This window comes from Novosphingobium sp. UBA6272, assembly GCF_002440635.1.
Classification (GTDB): domain Bacteria; phylum Pseudomonadota; class Alphaproteobacteria; order Sphingomonadales; family Sphingomonadaceae; genus Novosphingobium.
Genome location: NZ_DJUW01000028.1, coordinates 99,793 through 115,295, shown reverse-complemented (window position 1 = coordinate 115,295; position 15,503 = coordinate 99,793). Strand labels below are relative to the sequence as shown.

General features: G+C 63.7%; 15 protein-coding genes. 2 read left to right on the top strand and 13 right to left on the bottom strand.

Annotated elements, in window-relative coordinates:
* Positions 1–16: 16 nt before the first annotated feature.
* Positions 17–910, top strand: coding sequence for a LysR substrate-binding domain-containing protein (locus B2V17_RS13530; RefSeq protein WP_292998558.1), 894 nt, complete (start codon positions 17–19; stop codon positions 908–910).
* On the opposite strand, the gene tdh is transcribed toward B2V17_RS13530, so the two are convergent.
* The 12 genes from tdh to B2V17_RS13470 form a co-directional block, all read right to left on the bottom strand.
* The gene (tdh, locus tag B2V17_RS13525) at positions 907–1,941 is read right to left on the bottom strand and encodes an L-threonine 3-dehydrogenase (RefSeq protein WP_414690816.1); all 1,035 of its coding nucleotides are present in this window, start codon (positions 1,939–1,941) and stop codon (positions 907–909) included. The two genes, B2V17_RS13530 and tdh, sit on opposite strands and share 4 nt — an antisense overlap.
* Positions 1,942–1,954: 13 nt before the next feature.
* Positions 1,955–3,157 (bottom strand): glycine C-acetyltransferase, encoded by a 1,203-nt coding sequence (locus B2V17_RS13520; RefSeq protein WP_292998554.1) that lies wholly within the window; start codon positions 3,155–3,157, stop codon positions 1,955–1,957.
* A 113-nt stretch (positions 3,158–3,270) separates the two neighbouring features.
* Positions 3,271–4,836, bottom strand: a complete 1,566-nt coding sequence (locus tag B2V17_RS13515) for a BCCT family transporter (protein WP_292998552.1) — start codon at positions 4,834–4,836, stop codon at positions 3,271–3,273.
* Between the two features lie 77 nt (positions 4,837–4,913).
* A complete protein-coding gene (locus tag B2V17_RS13510) occupies positions 4,914–5,768 on the bottom strand; it encodes a bifunctional 5,10-methylenetetrahydrofolate dehydrogenase/5,10-methenyltetrahydrofolate cyclohydrolase (protein ID WP_292998550.1) in 855 nt (284 codons plus the stop codon).
* A 184-nt stretch (positions 5,769–5,952) separates the two neighbouring features.
* Positions 5,953–7,488 carry a trimethylamine methyltransferase family protein gene (locus B2V17_RS13505; protein ID WP_292998548.1) on the bottom strand — a complete coding sequence of 512 codons (1,536 nt, stop codon included), beginning with the start codon at positions 7,486–7,488 and terminating at the stop codon, positions 5,953–5,955.
* 13 nt (positions 7,489–7,501) lie between these two features.
* Positions 7,502–9,460, bottom strand: coding sequence for an ASKHA domain-containing protein (locus B2V17_RS13500; protein ID WP_292998546.1), 1,959 nt, complete (start codon positions 9,458–9,460; stop codon positions 7,502–7,504).
* A complete protein-coding gene (locus tag B2V17_RS13495) occupies positions 9,460–9,867 on the bottom strand; it encodes a GFA family protein (protein ID WP_292998544.1) in 408 nt (135 codons plus the stop codon). Before B2V17_RS13495 ends, B2V17_RS13500 begins: the two co-directional genes overlap by 1 nt.
* The gene (locus B2V17_RS13490) at positions 9,860–10,765 is read right to left on the bottom strand and encodes a dihydropteroate synthase (protein WP_292998542.1); all 906 of its coding nucleotides are present in this window, start codon (positions 10,763–10,765) and stop codon (positions 9,860–9,862) included. Before B2V17_RS13490 ends, B2V17_RS13495 begins: the two co-directional genes overlap by 8 nt.
* Positions 10,766–10,775: 10 nt before the next feature.
* Positions 10,776–11,807 (bottom strand): methylenetetrahydrofolate reductase, encoded by a 1,032-nt coding sequence (locus B2V17_RS13485; protein WP_292998540.1) that lies wholly within the window; start codon positions 11,805–11,807, stop codon positions 10,776–10,778.
* Positions 11,800–12,249 carry a methylenetetrahydrofolate reductase C-terminal domain-containing protein gene (locus tag B2V17_RS13480; protein WP_292998538.1) on the bottom strand — a complete coding sequence of 150 codons (450 nt, stop codon included), beginning with the start codon at positions 12,247–12,249 and terminating at the stop codon, positions 11,800–11,802. The genes B2V17_RS13485 and B2V17_RS13480 overlap by 8 nt, the downstream gene beginning before the upstream one ends.
* A complete protein-coding gene (locus B2V17_RS13475; protein WP_292998536.1) occupies positions 12,233–12,949 on the bottom strand; it encodes a DUF1638 domain-containing protein in 717 nt (238 codons plus the stop codon). Before B2V17_RS13475 ends, B2V17_RS13480 begins: the two co-directional genes overlap by 17 nt.
* A gap of 1 nt (position 12,950) precedes the next feature.
* The gene (locus B2V17_RS13470; RefSeq protein ID WP_292998534.1) at positions 12,951–13,634 is read right to left on the bottom strand and encodes a corrinoid protein; all 684 of its coding nucleotides are present in this window, start codon (positions 13,632–13,634) and stop codon (positions 12,951–12,953) included.
* Between the two features lie 122 nt (positions 13,635–13,756).
* Between B2V17_RS13470 and B2V17_RS13465 the strand changes: the two genes are divergently transcribed.
* Complete coding sequence (locus B2V17_RS13465; protein ID WP_292998532.1) at positions 13,757–14,722, top strand: GlxA family transcriptional regulator; 966 nt, start codon at positions 13,757–13,759, stop codon at positions 14,720–14,722.
* 75 nt (positions 14,723–14,797) lie between these two features.
* On the opposite strand, the gene B2V17_RS13460 is transcribed toward B2V17_RS13465, so the two are convergent.
* Positions 14,798–15,424 carry a class I SAM-dependent methyltransferase gene (locus B2V17_RS13460; RefSeq protein ID WP_292998530.1) on the bottom strand — a complete coding sequence of 209 codons (627 nt, stop codon included), beginning with the start codon at positions 15,422–15,424 and terminating at the stop codon, positions 14,798–14,800.
* Positions 15,425–15,503: the final 79 nt, after the last annotated feature.

The window sequence follows — 15,503 nt, the reverse complement described above, 5'->3', positions numbered from 1 at the left end:
TTGATAAGATCAGCTTATGGAAATCCTGCGTCGCACCGTTCCCTCGCTCAATGCGCTCGCCGTGTTTGAGGCGGCGGGGCGGCTCGCCAGCTTTAGTGCTGCGGCCCGCGAACTGGGGGTCAGTCAGGCGGCGGTTTCCTATGCGATTGCCCGGCTGGAGGAACAGCTGGGCACCGCGCTGTTCCACCGCCAGTTTCGCCGGGTCCATCTGACCGAAGCCGGTCAGCGTTTCCACGCGGACGTTTCGATCGGGTTGCTGCATATCCAGCGCTCTGCCGCCAACCTGCGCGCTGCCGCCGGCAGCCACGTGACGCTGGCCTGCTCGACCGCCTTTGCCGCCTACTGGATGGTGCCGCGGATGCAGGCGCTGCGCGAGCAGCTGCCGGGAATCGACCTGCGGATTCAGACTGCCGACCGCGACCTCGATCTGGTCGGAGAAAGTATTCCACTTGGCATTCGCGGGGGGCGGGCGGCGGACTGGCCCGAGCTGGACAGTCGCGAGCTGGCCGGGGAGGAGATCTACCCGGTCTGTAGCCCGCTTTATCTCGGGCGGCATGCCCGGCCAGATAATCCGGAGGCCCTGTTGAGCCACCGCTTGATCCACCTCGACGAGCCGTTCCGCACCGCCGCCAGCTGGGCCGAGTGGTTCGGCGCCTGCGGCATCCCGGCGGCGCGGGTGCCGGGCGGGCTGCAGATCAACGATTACGTACTGGTGATCCAGGCGGTGATTGAAGGGCAGGGCGTTGCACTCGGCTGGCACCATCTGGTCCAGGATCTCGTCACCAAGGGCGTGCTGGTGCGGCTGACCGGCCATGCGCTCAGGACCGGACGCGGCTTTCACGTCACCTGGCCGCGCGGCCAGACGCTGGCTCCAGCCACCGAGCAGGTGCGTGACTGGCTGCTTGGCTAGGCCCCGGTCCAGTCGAGAATGATTTTGCCCGACTTGCCCGAGCGCATCGTCTCGAACCCGCGCGCGAAATCTGTGTAAGGCATCCGGTCGGTGATCAGGCCGGACACGTTCAAGCCCGAGCCGAGCATCGCCAGCATCTTGTACCAGGTCTCAAACATCTCGCGTCCATAGATCGTCTTGATGGTCAGCGCCTTGAACACGATTCTGCTCCACTCGATCTTGGTTTCTCCCGGCGGGAAGCCCAGCATGGCGACCTTGCCGCCCATCACCATATTGTCGACGATCTGGTCGAGCGCCTGGCCCGCGCCTGACATTTCCATCGCCACGTCGAAGCCTTCGGTCATGCCCAGCTTGTGCCGGACCGAGGCGAGGTCTTCCTCCGCTACGTTGACCGGCAGGCAGTCGGCGATCTTGCCGGCGAGTTCGAGCCGGTAGGGATTGATATCGGTAATCACCACGTGGCGCGCGCCGACATGGCGGGCGACCGCAGCGGCCATGATCCCGATCGGGCCGGCACCGGTGATCAGCACGTCCTCGCCGATCAGGTCAAAGGCGAGGGCGGTGTGGACCGCGTTGCCGAGCGGATCGAGCATGGCGGCCACGTCCATATCGACATGGTCCGGCAGGGCGATGACGTTGAAGGCCGGGATACAGAGGTACTTGGCGAAAGCCCCGGGGCGATTGACCCCGACCCCCTGGGTTTCGGGATCGAGGTGGAAATGTCCGGCGCGGACCGCGCGGCTCTTTTCGCCGATCAGGTGGCCTTCGCCCGAAACCCGCTGGCCGATCCGGAGCGGACGTTTCACATGATCGCCGATCGCGGCGATTTCCCCGCCGAATTCGTGGCCAACAATCATCGGTACCGGAATCGTCCGCTGGGCCCAGTCGTCCCAGTTGTAGATATGGATGTCGGTGCCACAGATCGCGGTGCGGTGGACCCGGATCAGGACCTCGTCGGGGCCGGGCTCGGGGATCGGTTCGTTTTGCAGCCAGATCCCGGGTTCGGGCTTGGCCTTGACCAGCGCGGGCATGGTGTTGGTCATGTCAGACTACCTTCAGTTCGCGGCCGACCTTGGTGAAGGCGGCAATCGCGCGGTCGATGTGGTCGAATGTATGGGCGGCGCTCATCTGAGTGCGGATCCGCGCGGCCCCGCGCGGCACCACCGGGAAAGAAAATCCGGTCACATAGATCCCCTCGTCCAGCAGCCGCGCCGCCATTTGCTGGGCCAGCCGGGCATCGCCCAGCATCACCGGGATGATCGGGTGCTCGCCCGGTTGCAGGGTGAAGCCGGCCTGTTCCATTCCGGCCCTGAAACGCGCGGCATTGGCAAACAGTTGCGCCCGAAACGGATTGCCCGCCTCCAGCATGTCGAACACCTTCAGGCTCGCCCCGACCAGACCGGGGGCGAGCGCGTTGGAGAACAGGTAGGGCCGGGCCCGCTGGCGCAGCAAGTCGATCACTTCCTGCCGCGCGCAGATATAGCCGCCCATGCCGCCGCCGAGCGCCTTGCCGAGTGTGCCGGTCAGCAGGTCGATACGGCCCATCACCCCGCAATGCTCGATCGTACCGCGGCCGGTTTCGCCCATGAAGCCGGCGGCGTGGCAATCGTCGACCATCACCAGCGCATCATACTTGTCGGCCAGATCGCAGATCGCGCCAAGCTGGGCGATGAACCCGTCCATCGAAAATACGCCGTCGGTGACGATCACCGTTGTGCCGCTGCCTTCGCTGGCCGCCAGTTTCAGCTGCGCCTCCAGATCGGCCATGTCGTTGTTCTGGAAGCGGTAGCGCCGCGCCTTTGAAAGCCGCACCCCGTCGATGATCGAGGCATGGTTGAGGCTGTCCGAAACGATCGCATCGTCCGCGCCGAACAGCGGCTCGAACACCGCGCCGTTGGCATCGAAACAGGCGGCGAAGGTGATGCTGTCTTCATAGCCGAAGAATGCGGCGATCCGGCGCTCGAGCTGGCGGTGGATGTCTTGCGTGCCGCAGATGAACCGGACCGAGGCCATGCCGAAGCCGTGGCTCTGGCTATAGGCATGGGCTGCGGCGACCAGCTCGGGATGATCGGCGAGGCCAAGGTAATTGTTGGCGCAGAAGTTGATCACGCGCCGCTTCCCGGCTGGCGTATCGACCTCAACTTCGACGCCCTGGGCTGAAACCAACTGGCGCTCGGCCTTGGTCAGCCCCTGCTCTTCGATTTCCGCGAGGGTCTTGGCGACCCCGGTGTAGAACGCATCGCGCATGGCCAGACTGCCTCCAATCCGGGTCTGGATTGGCAGCAGCGACCGGTCACTTCAAGACCATGCGGATTTCATATGAAACCATATCCGCAACAAAGTATGTTCAAGGCCTAACTTTATTGCCGGCGGTGGATGGCGAGTAGTCCCTTCAGAGTCCCTGCGCACATCGCCAGCAGGATCAGCGCGAGCGGCAAACCGGTAGCGATCGCCCCGGCCTGCAGCGAGTTTAGCCCGCCGCTGAGCAGCAGCACGACACCGATTCCGCCAACCGCCAGCAGCCAGAACACCTTTTGCCGCAGCGGCGTATCGGTGCGTCCGCCCGATGTCATGGTATCGATCACCAGGGTACCCGAATCCCAGCCGGTGACGAAGAACACCAGGATCAACACCACCGCAGCGAACGAAGTGATCTGCGCCAGGGGCAGCGACTTCAGCAGCACGAACAGCTGGGTTTCGAGGCTGGCCGAGCTCAAGTCCGCCGCTTGGCCCGAAACGATTGCCGCGATCGAGGCATCGCCGAACACGGTCAGCCAGATGATCCCCAGCAGGCTGGGGGCGATCATCGCCCCGGCGATGAATTCCCGCACCGTGCGGCCCAGCGAGATCCGCGCCATGAAGGTGCCGACAAACGGCGCCCAGCTGATCCACCAGGCCCAGTAGAACACCGACCAGTCGCGGTAGAACCCCTGGTCCTCGCGCCCGACCGGATTGGACAGCGCGGGCAGGTGCCACAGGTAAAGGAAGGTGTTGCGGGCCAGATCGCCGAGTAGTGCCAGGGCCGGGCCGGTCACCATGATGAACAGCACCAGCACCACCGCCATGACCATATTGGCCTCGCTGAGGATCCGGATTCCGCGATCGATCCCGCCGCGCACCGACAGGAAGGTGATGAAGGCCATGATCACGATCAATGCCAGGATCGACAATGGCGAGCTGGGTATCGCGTAGAGAAAGGTCACCCCCGCCATTGCCTGCTGCGCCCCTATGCCGAGCGACGAAGCCAGGCCGAAGATCGTGGCGAAGACCGCCAGGATCTCGATCCCATCGCCGGTCCGGCCCCAGGCAGCCTTGCCGATCAGCGGATAGAACGCCGATCGCATCGAAAACGGCATGCCGAAATCATAGGCGAACAGAGCCATGGCAAGGCCTGCCACGGCAAAGATCGCCCAGGGGTGCAGCGCCCAGTCGAAGATCGTGGCGGCCATGGCGAGATCGCGCGCGGCACCGGCATTGCCGGCCGCGCCGCCCAGTGGCGCCGCGGGTCCCCCGGCCATCGCGCTGGTAAAGTGCGAGACCGGCTCCGACACGCCGTAGAAGACCAGCCCGATCCCCATGCCGGCCCCAAACAGCATCGAAAACCAGCTCATCCGCGAATAGTCGGGCTTGGCACCCTTGCCGCCCAGCCGGATCTTGCCCAACGGCGATAGCGCGACCACAACGCAGAACAGCAATAGCAGGTTACCGGCCGACATCAGGAACCAGTCGAAGGTGTTGGTCGACCAGGCGCGAACATCGCCGAACAGCTTGGCCGATTGCTCGGGCGCCAGCACCGAATAGACAATTACCGCCAGCGAAATCAGCGCGGTCGGCCAGAATACCAGCGGATCGATCTGCATACCCGCAAAGCTGCGCGTCGATTTGCCGTAGTCGCCGGCATCAATGTTGTCGGCCCAGTCCGCCATGTCCCAATCCCCTTTGCGGGAAGGCTAGCGGGCGCTGGCCATGCTGGCGAGTCCATCGACCCGATTTATGTTAGGTATCAGGCCATTCGCGCGCGGGCTGCGATCAGGGTGTTTTCCATCAGGCAAGCGATCGTCATCGGGCCGACCCCGCCGGGTACCGGAGTGATCGCCCCGGCGACGTTGACGGCTTCGTCAAACTCGACATCGCCTTTGGTCAGCACCGTGCCGTCTGGCTGTTCAACCCGGCTGGTACCGACATCGATCACCACCGCGCGCGGCTTGATCCAGTCACCCCGGACCAGCCCCGGCTTGCCCACCGCGCTGACCAGGATATCGGCGCCGCGGCAGATGAACTGGGTATCGCGGGTGTGAATGTGGGCATGGGTTACCGTCGCATTCTCTTCCAGCAGCAGCGCCGCCATGGGCTTGCCGACAATGTTGGAAGCGCCGATCACCACCGCATGGCAGCCGGTCAGGTCCGGGATTACCGACTTGATGATCTTGAGGCAGCCCATCGGCGTGCAGGGGATCAGCGCTTGGCTGCCTTGAGTCAGCTTGCCGGCATTGAGGGCGTGGAGCCCGTCAACGTCCTTGCCCGGATCGACCGCTGCCATCACCCGCAAGGTATTGAGCTGCGGGGGCAGGGGCAGCTGAACCAGGATTCCGTCGATATCCTCTCGCATGTTTAGCCAGTTGATCCGGGCGAGCACATCGGCCTCGCCAGTATCGGCTGGCAGGCGGATCGTTTCGGACTTGAATCCGACCTTCTCCGCCGTGCGCACCTTGTTGCGGACATAGAGATGGCTGGCCGGATCGTCGCCGACGATGATGACCGCCAGACCCGGCGGGCGGGGCAGGCCGCGTACCTGCGCCGCAACCGCATCGGTCACTTCGCGGGCGAGCTTACGGCCATCAATTATCTCGGCGTGCATAGTCTATCCTCAGTCACCATGACCCACCCTGCCTGCCCACAAACCCGTTCGTGGTGAGGAGGGACTGAGCTTGGCGAAGGCCCGTCTCGAACCACCGCGTTCAAACGCAGTCCTTCGAGACGCGTCTTCGCCAAGCTCAGCCGCTCCTCAGGACGAACGGATTGGGAGGTAAGGGCCCGCGCTGTCAGCTGATATTCGAATCCGGGAAGCTGGCCTTCTTTTCTTCCATGAAGGCAATCAGCCGCGCATCCACTTCCGGATCAAGCTCGGGCGCGACATAGCTGGAGAGCATTTCCTTGTAGATCTTTTCGGCGCGCTGTTCGGCATCAAGTTTGCCGTCTTCGACCCACTGTTCATAGCTGTTGTTGTCGGCAATGGTCGAGCGGTAGAAGGCGGTCTTGAAGTTGGCCTGGGTGTGGCTGCAGCCCAGGAAGTGCTGGCCGGGGCCAACCTCGCGCATGGCATCGAGCGCCTGGCCGTTCTCGCTCATGTCGACGCCCTTGGCATAGATCGCCATCATCGCCGCCTGATCGCAGTCCATCACGAACTTTTCATAGCCCATCGCCAGGCCGCCTTCGAGCCAGCCGGCGGTGTGGAGCATGAAGTTGACCCCGGCGATCATGCCCTGCTGCAGCGTATTGGCGCTTTCGTAGGCGGCCTGGGCATCGGGCACTTTGGCGGCGTTGAAGCCGCCCGCGCTGCGGAACGGAACCCCAAGCCGGCGGGCAAGGGCCGCGCCGCAATTGATGATCAGCGAGGCTTCGGGGGTGCCGAAAGTCGGCGCGCCCGACTGCATCGACATCGAAGATACGAAGTTGCCATAGATCACCGGCGCGCCCGGGCGGACCAGCTGGGCCAGCGCCATCCCGCACATCCCTTCGGCCAGGCTCTGCGCCGCGACTGCTGCGACGGTGACGGGCGACATCGCGCCGGCAACGATGAACGGGCTGACCATGGTCGCCTGGTTGTGCCGGGCATAGACCTTGAGCGCGCCGAGCATGGTCTCGTCGAAAGTCATCGGCGAGTTGGCGTTGATCAGGTTGACCGTGACGCAGTTCTCTTCGACGAAATCATCGCCGAACACGATCTTGCACATGCTGACCGTGTCTTCGGCGCGGCTGGGATGAGTGACCGATCCCATGAACGGCTTGTCGCTATATTTGATATGGCTGTAGACCATATCGTAGTGGCGCTTGTTGACCGGCAGATCGACCGGCTCGCAAATCGTCCCGCCCGAATGGTGCAGGCTGTCGGCCATGTAGGCCAGCTTCACGAAGTTACGGAAATCCTCGATCGTGGCATAGCGCCGCCCGCCTTCCCGGCTGTAGACGAAGGGGCTGCCATAGGCCGGGACCAGCACCATGTTGTCGCCACCGATCACCACATTGTTGGCCGGATTGCGGGCGTACTGGGTGAAGATCGCGGGCGCGTTGTTCTGGATGATCTCGCGGCACATCCCGCGCGGAAAGCGGACGCGGACGCCATCCGCCGTGGCGCCTGCGGCGACGAACAGCGCAATCGCTTCGGGATCGTCCTTGATGTCGATCCCGATCTCTTCAAGGATCGTGTCGGCATTGTGCTCAAGGATCGCCAGATCGGCATCGCCCAGCACCGAATAGGGCGGGATGTTGCGCTTGATATAGGGCTCGCGCGGGGCAAGCTCGGCAGCATTGGCTGCAGCGCGGCCACGGCGGCCTCCGGAACGCACATCTCTGGTCATCAAACTTCCTTCCTTAACGTCCCCGGCTTCGCATGCCGCTACGGCGGCCGCGACCGGTCGTCGCATCACCTTCCTGCTTGGGCGCGGTCGGGAACTTCATAGCAGCGACGAAATAGTCCTGAAACTTGGGCTCGGTAGCAGTCTCAACTTTGATGATATGCTTTACCGCTTCGATAATCCGGGCCTTCTCGGCCTGGTTGTAGAGCGCCATGGCCGCGCCCATCCCGGCGGCATTGCCGACCGAACGGATCTGCCCGGCGCTGGCAAAGGGAATGATCCCGATGTCAGCGACGTATTTGCTGTCGAGGTGCGTCCCAAACGCGCCGGCGAGCAGCACCTCGTCAAAGCCCGGGCACTCCAGGAAATCGACCAGCAGGTTGACCCCGGCGGCCAGCGCGGCCTTGGCCAGCTGAACCGCGCGGACATCGGTCTGCTTGACGTAAAGCGGGTTCTCAGGCCGGTCGAGCAGCAGGTACTTCCAGCCCTGTCCTTCCTGCACGAAGCGATGCGGTGCCGCTTCCGGTTGGAACAGCCCGCCTTCATTGATCAGCCCGGCGCTGGCCAGTTCGACCATCACTTCGAAAATGCCTGAGCCGCAGATCCCGACCACGCGCTTCTCGGCGATATCGGGGTCAGCGTCGGACAGCCATTCGTCGCTGCCGATCACCTTGAAGCTGGGCTGGAAGGTTTCGCGGTCGATCCGCACGCGTTCGATTGCGCCTGGGGTAGCGCGAACCCCGGCGCTGATCTCGGCGCCTTCAAAGGCCGGGCCAGTGGGCGAGGAGCAGGCCGCAACGCGTCCGCCGTGGCTCAGCACGATTTCGGCATTGGTGCCGATATCGACCAGCAGCACCGAGCGCCCGGTCATCACGTCGAGCTGGGTCAGGTAAGCCCCGGTGGTATCGGCGCCGACATGGCCGCCTACCAGCGGGAGCATCGAGATCCGGGCGGTCTCCGAAATGCCGAGGTCGAAACGCCAGGCCGGAGCCTCGAACCAGTCCTTGACCGCCAGGGTAAACGGCGCCTGCCCCAGTTCGACCGGATTGAGGCCGAGGAACAGGTGATGCATGATCGGATTGCCGACCAGCACGACTTCGAGAATCTGATTGGGCCCCAGCTCCAGCTTCGCTCGCGCGGTTTCGAGCATGGCGGCAATCTGCTTGCGGATTTCCTCGGTCAGCCGCTCCTCGCCGCCCTTGTTCATCATCACGTAGGAGACCCGGCTCATCAGGTCTTCGCCGTAACGGATCTGCGGGTTCATCGCCGACGCCTGGTGGACCAGCGCGCCGTTGGTCAGGTCATAGAGATAGAGAGCGACGCTGGTCGAGCCGATGTCGATCGCCGCGCCATAGGCATCGAATGGGGCGGGCGGCCAGACGTCGATGATCCACTTGTTATCGCGGACCACCGCGATCAGCTCGCGCTCGTTCTGGGCCAGGATCGGTTGCAGCTTGGCCAGCGGGCGGTGCTCGATCTGGGTCTCGACCCCGAACTCGCGCAGGGCGGCGATCAGTGCTTCGGTATCGCTGGGGTTGTCGTCCAGCTCGGGCACCGGCAGCTTGACCATGAACAGCTTGATCGCGGGGTTGAGCTCGGTGTCGAAGCCGGTCGAATCTTTCGAAATGCTGGAGACCTGGTGACGCGCATCGCCCGGCACTTCGACCACCACATCGCCCAGCACCTGCGCGCGGCAAGCCAGCCGGCGGCCGGGTTTCAGGTCGCCGCGCTTCGCCGCCTTTTCCTCGCTGTCGGTCCAGGGCGAGAGGTGGCCTTCCTCGACCTTCACCCCGAATTTGGAATAGTCGCCCGGTTCAAATTCGATCTGGCAGCGCCGGCACAGGCCCTTGCCGCCGCAGATCGAGAGGATATCGACCCCCGCAGCCAGGGCCACGTCATAGACGCTTTGCCCGTCCTGCGCGGTGGCGCGGATGCCGGATGGGGTAAAGATGACCTTGTGTTCGGTAGTGCCCATCAGGCGCTCAGTCCCTTGTCCGGGTAGCGATCGAACTGCGGCAGTCCGTCGCTGATTTCATAGTAGCTGCCCTTTTCGCACAGGTAGACATGCCCGCGCTCGACAATGCCATCGCTGCTTTCCAGCGAGCCGGGGAGCACGCTGATAGTGTCGGTATTGCGATTGGCCCAGAACAGCAGGCTGCCGCAAAGCGCGCAGCGGGCATGTTCGGAACTTCCCGAATGCGGTGCCCAGACTACCTCACCTGCAATGCTCAGCCGATCCTGCGTGGTCCGACAGGCGGCCAGGTAATGCCCGGTCAGGCTGCGGCACTGGGTGCAGTGGCAATACCAGATGTCGGCAAGCCCGCGGGCGCGGTAGCTGACCGCGCCGCAAAGGCACTGGCCGTGATGCAGACTTTCACCCACGCCGACGACGGCCCTCGCGCCCACCACGTCCGCCGCGGCCTTCGCCTTCGGGGCTCGGCTCGCGGAACATCTTGATCCAGTTGGTGCAATTGGGATCGACCCCGTTGAGGATATCGGCCGCCTTGATCGCGGCGACCGTGCCTTCGTGGCAGGGATTGAGGATCGCGCTGGTCATGCCCGCGGCGGCGGCCATCGGCAGGAAGCTGTTGCCGATCGCATGGCGGTTGGGCAGGCCAAATGCGATGTTCGATGCGCCGCAGGTGGTGTTGACGCCTAGCTCCTCGCGCAGGCGGCGGACCAGTCTGAACACGTCGCGCCCGGCGTTGTTGATCGCGCCGATCGGCATGACCAACGGATCGACCACGACGTCTTCGGGCTTGATCCCGTGGTCCTGCGCACGGTTTACGATCAGCTTGGCGATCCGGAAGCGCTCGTCGATGTCTTCGGAAATGCCGGTATCGTCGTTCGAGATCGCGACGACGGCAGCGTCGTACTTCTTCACCAGCGGCAGGACGCGCTCCATCACCTCTTCCTCGGCGGTGGTGGAATTGACCAGCGCGCGGCCCTTGTAGACCGCAAGGCCTGCTTCGAGCGCTTCGATGATCGAGCTGTCGATGCACAGCGGCACGTCGGTGACCGACTGGACCAGCTGGATCACTTCGGCGAGGATCCGCGGCTCATCCGCCAGCGGGATCCCGGCGTTGACGTCGAGCATCTGCGCGCCGGCCTCGACCTGGGCGAGGGCATCGGCGACGACGCGGTCGTAATTGCCCTCCTTCATCTCGGCCGCCAGCAGCTTGCGCCCGGTCGGGTTGATCCGCTCGCCAATCATCACGAATGGCTGGTCGAAGCCGATCATGACTTCCTTGGAGGCAGAGGCGAGAACGGTTCTGGACATCGGGTTTCCCTTAGGCTGAAGCGGGTTGTTTGAGGTGTGCGAGGTGCGCGGGCGCCCAAGGCTTGCGTCCTTGCAGCACGCCCGATTGGGTGACGATCTCGCCAACCCATTCTTCCTGTTTGAAAGCCATCAGATGGACGCCGCTGATCCCGTCGATCTCGGCCAGTTGCTGCATCAGCTCGATGGCAATCCGGCGGCCTTCGGCCTTGGGCTTTTCGGTCTGTTCAAGGCGGCGGATCACGGCATCTGGAATATGCACGCCGGGGATCGCGCTGCGCAGCCACCTGGCTGTCTTGGCCGAAGCGAGCACGCCTACTCCCATCAGGACAAAGCAGCGCTCGGTCAGCCCCAGATCGCGCGAACGGGCCATGAATTCGCGGGCCATGTCCACGTCGAAGCAATACTGCGACTGGACGAATTGCGCGCCGGCGGCGACTTTCTTGGCGAACTGGTCGACCCGCGCGGTGTGAGGCGGGGCGAAGGGATTGATCGAGGCGCCCAGAAACAGGCGCGGCGGAAGATCAAGCTGGCGGCCCGACAGGAACCGGCTTTCGTCGCGCAAGGTCCGCACGGTTTGTAGCAGCGACACCGAATCGAAATCGAACACCGGCTTTGCCTCGGGGTGATCGCCCACCGAAACGTCGTCGCCCGACAGGCACAGCACCGAACAGACCCCCAGCGCCGATGCGCCGAGCAGATCGCCCTGGATCGCGATCCGGTTGCGATCGCGGCAGGATATCTGGATGATCGGCGAATAGCCTTCGCGGGTCAGCAGCGCGCAGACCGCAAGGCTCGACATGTGGCAATTGGCGCCCGATCCATCGGTGGCGTTGATCGCATCGACATGGCCATCGAACAGCGCGGCGCGGCGCAGCACTTCGTCCGGGTCGGCCGAATCCGGCGGCGCGATCTCGGTCGAAACTGCGAAGTGGCCGGCGCGCAGGACGCGTTCGAAGCGCCCGTGCGAGACATGGCCGGGCAGCATCGGCAGCGGATCGCCGGGGTTGAGCCCTTCGGCATCGATCTGCGCGCGGTCAGTCATCGCGGGCCATCTTCAGCCACGAACTCTGGCCCTTCAGCCGGTGATCGAGCGCAAAATTGGTTTCCCGGATCACATCGCCATTCTTCATTCGCGAAGCCCCGTCCCAAGCGGCCACCCAAACGCAGCGCATTTCCGGCTTCACTTCGCAGTGGCCGTTCTCGCGCACTCCGCCACAGGGGCCGTTGCGCAGGGTCTTGGGGCAGTTCATCGGGCATGACATCCCGGTCCTGGACAGCGCGCAATCGCCGCACATCTTGCAATCGAAGAAGAAGCCCTTGGCCAGGGCTTCGGCCTTGGTGATCGGCTTGTCGAGCCGTCGCCCGAACACTTTCACCACCCCGCGCAGCAGTTTGACCACCAGCGGGTTGAAAGTGTTGTAAAGCCATTCCATCCGGCGCGAATGCCGCACCGACCACAGCCGCACGCTATACATCGGCGGCATCCCGGATCGCATCGGCCAGATCGCCATAGCCGACCAGGTGATAGACATAGTTGAGGCCAAGCCGCTCGGCCGCTTCCTGCGCCTTCGCCTGAAGCGCCGGGTTTTCGGTCTGGGCCAGGTAAACCAGGTCCTTGTAGTTGCCGAAATAGGTCTCAAGCATCTCGGGTCGGGTGTCGAGGCCGCAACCTTCCCACACCAGGCGGTCGAAATGCCGGACCAGGAAATCGGTTACGAAATAGCTGCCGATCTCGGCATCGGAGATCTGGTTGAAGCGCGGCTTGGTGGCAAAGAATTCATAGCAGTGCGCATGCGGCAGGCGGCTTGCCTCGTGCCGTTCGAGCACTTTGTCGAGCGCGCCGCCGGTGCCGCAATCGCCATAGCCCAGGATCACCCGCGAATACTTGTGGCGATGTTCGCTCAGGAAAGCATCGACCCGCGGCGCGATCTGGCCGGGGCGGTTGTGCAATTCGGCGGGCAGGCAATGGAGGACCATCGCATCGTCGGTAACGCCCAGCTGCTCGCGCAGGGCAATGATCTCGTTGGCAATCGCGCCGCAGGCCAGCACCAACACTGGTCCATCGGGATTGGCGCTGGTGGTGACCAGCGCTTCCGGCGCCAGCGCCTCGGCTTCCTGCGGCCGCGCCCGGCGGCCCAGCCTGGCCTGGCGGCCACCGGTCCGGCGAGCAGCGGTTTCGCTCATGTTACCGGTTCTTGCCGACCAGCGCCTTGGCCAGCTCGGCGCTGACGGCCGCATCGCGGCCATAGGAGGTCGCGTTGATCGCGTCGGCGAATTCCTGGTTGAGCGGCGCGCCGCCGACCATCACCGGCAGGTTCTTCAGGATCCCGCGCTTGTCTAGCTCTTCGATCACCACGCCCATGTAAGGCATCGTGGTGGTGAGCAGGGCGGACATGCCCAGGATCGACGGATTGTGCTTGTCGATCGCGGCCAGATAGTTGTCGACCGGGTTGTTGATCCCCAGATCGACCACTTCGAAGCCTGCACCTTCGAGCATCATGCCGACCAGGTTCTTGCCGATATCGTGAATGTCGCCCTTGACCGTGCCGATCACGTAAGTGCCCAGGCTGGTCTTGTTGTCGCTGGCGGTCAGGATCGGGCGGACCAGTTCCATGCCCGCCTTCATCGCGCCGGCGCATTGCAGCACTTCGGGAACGAACAGGATCCCGTCGCGGAAATCGATCCCGACGATCCGCATGCCTTCGACGAGGGCTTCGGACAGCACGTCATTGGCATCCCAACCGCGTTCGAGCAGGATCTGGGTGCCTTCATGCACTTCATCGGCCAGGCCGTCGTACAAATCGTCCTTCATCTGCTCGACCAGGTCGGCGTCGTTCAGGTCGCGCAAGATGATTTCTTCGTCGGCCATTGTGCATCCTCGTTCTACGGTGTGCCCCGGGGTTGCCAGACTATGCGGTAAAGGCCCTTGTCCGTGTGTCCCAAAAACGACATATTATAGACTGATTTCGACATGAGCATTTGGCATAAACCGTGAGCGCTTCAACATATCGCACGCAATCGAACTGGCCGCGAAGCTTTGCTTTCGTGCTGGTTCCGGATTTCTCGATGATGCCGTTCACCGCTGCGCTGGAGCCGCTGCGGGTCGCCAACCGAATGCGCGAAAGCGAACTGTACCGCTGGAGCACGCTAAGCAGCGATGGCGGCCCGGTGCGAGCCAGCAACGGCACGCTCGTCGAGGTCGACGGCGCACTGGCGCAGGCGGGTGAGTTTGATGCGGTGGTGGTCTGCGCCGGGATCGACGCTTACGACCGGATCAATCCCGCGCTCGCCGCGCAATTGCGCCGGCTATCTCGGCGCGATTGCCTGATCGGCAGCGTCTGTTCGGGCAGCATCATTCTGGCCGATGCCGGCCTGCTTGAAGGCCGGCGCTGCACCGGACACTGGGAAGATCTCGAAACCTTGGCGGAAAACTATCCGGCGCTGGAAGTGACCAAGAGCATTTTCGAGATCGACGGCAGCCGCTTCACCTGCTCGGGCGGGACCGCGCCGCTCGATCTGATGATCCACTTCATCTCGATGGATTTCGGTCGAGACCTGGCGGCTCAAGTCGCGGACCAGATGTTGCACCATTCGGCGCGTCAAGCCGCCGGACCGCAGCGGCTTGACCTGTCGCAGCGTACCGGGGTGCGCAATCCGCGGCTGCTCGATGTTATTTCGGCGATGGAAGCGAACCTGGAAAACCCTCTGTCACTCAGCGAACTGGCAGAGGTGGCCGGTCTTTCATTGCGCCAGTTGGAGCGGCTGTTCGCGGCAGAGCAAGGAAGCCGGCCGGGGCGCTATTACCGGCAGCTGCGGCTGCAGCGCGCCCGCCAATTGATCCAGAAGACCGGACTCTCGATGCTGGAAGTGGCGGTGGCGACTGGCTTTTCCTCGGGCACCCATTTCGCGCGGTCCTATCGAGCGGCATTTGGGCGAAGCCCAAGTTCCGAGCGCTAGGTGATTCGAGGGCCGCATTTCGGAGGATTTATTGCTGGCGGGCTGCGCCCGCCAAAAGGACGTGAGGTTGCCGCTCTAGTCTTTCCAGCCCCAGAACAGCTTGCAGGGCAATACGTTGAGCGCTTCGAAACCGGCATCGATCCGGCTGAAGTGCCGCGCCATATAGTCGCGAGCCTTGGCGCTGAACTGGTAGACCAGGAAGGCTCCGCCGGGACGCAGCACGCGGTGGGTCGCTGCGGCAATCGCCGGGCCGACTCCATCGGGCAGGGTTGAGAACGGCAGTCCGGACAGCACATAGTCGGCATGGTCATGGCCGTGGGCGCGGACGATGGCCTCGACGTCCGCGGCCGAGCCGAGCACCGGGACGAACCGCGAATCCGCGATTGTGGCCTTGAGGTAGTCGATGTAGAGCGGGTTGGTATCGATCACGATCAGCATGCCATCGCGCGGCAGGCGTTCCAGCACCGGGCGGCAGAAGGTCCCCACGCCCGGGCCGTACTCGACGAACAGCTTGCACTCGTTCCATTTGACCGGCGCCAGCATCTTGCGGATTGTGAAGCGCGAGGACGGGATGATCGAGCCGACCATCACCGGATGTTCGATGAAGCCTTGCAGGAAAACACCCCACGGCCCCAGAGCCTGCATGATCCGGCGCTTGATCCGATCGCCCAGCTCCGGTTGCACAATATCGGTGGAGATCATTAAATATATTAGCCTGACTTCTTTCGTGGGGGCTCGCCCTTCTCAAATTTGCCTGCCCATTGCAAGGCGTGAGCGACAG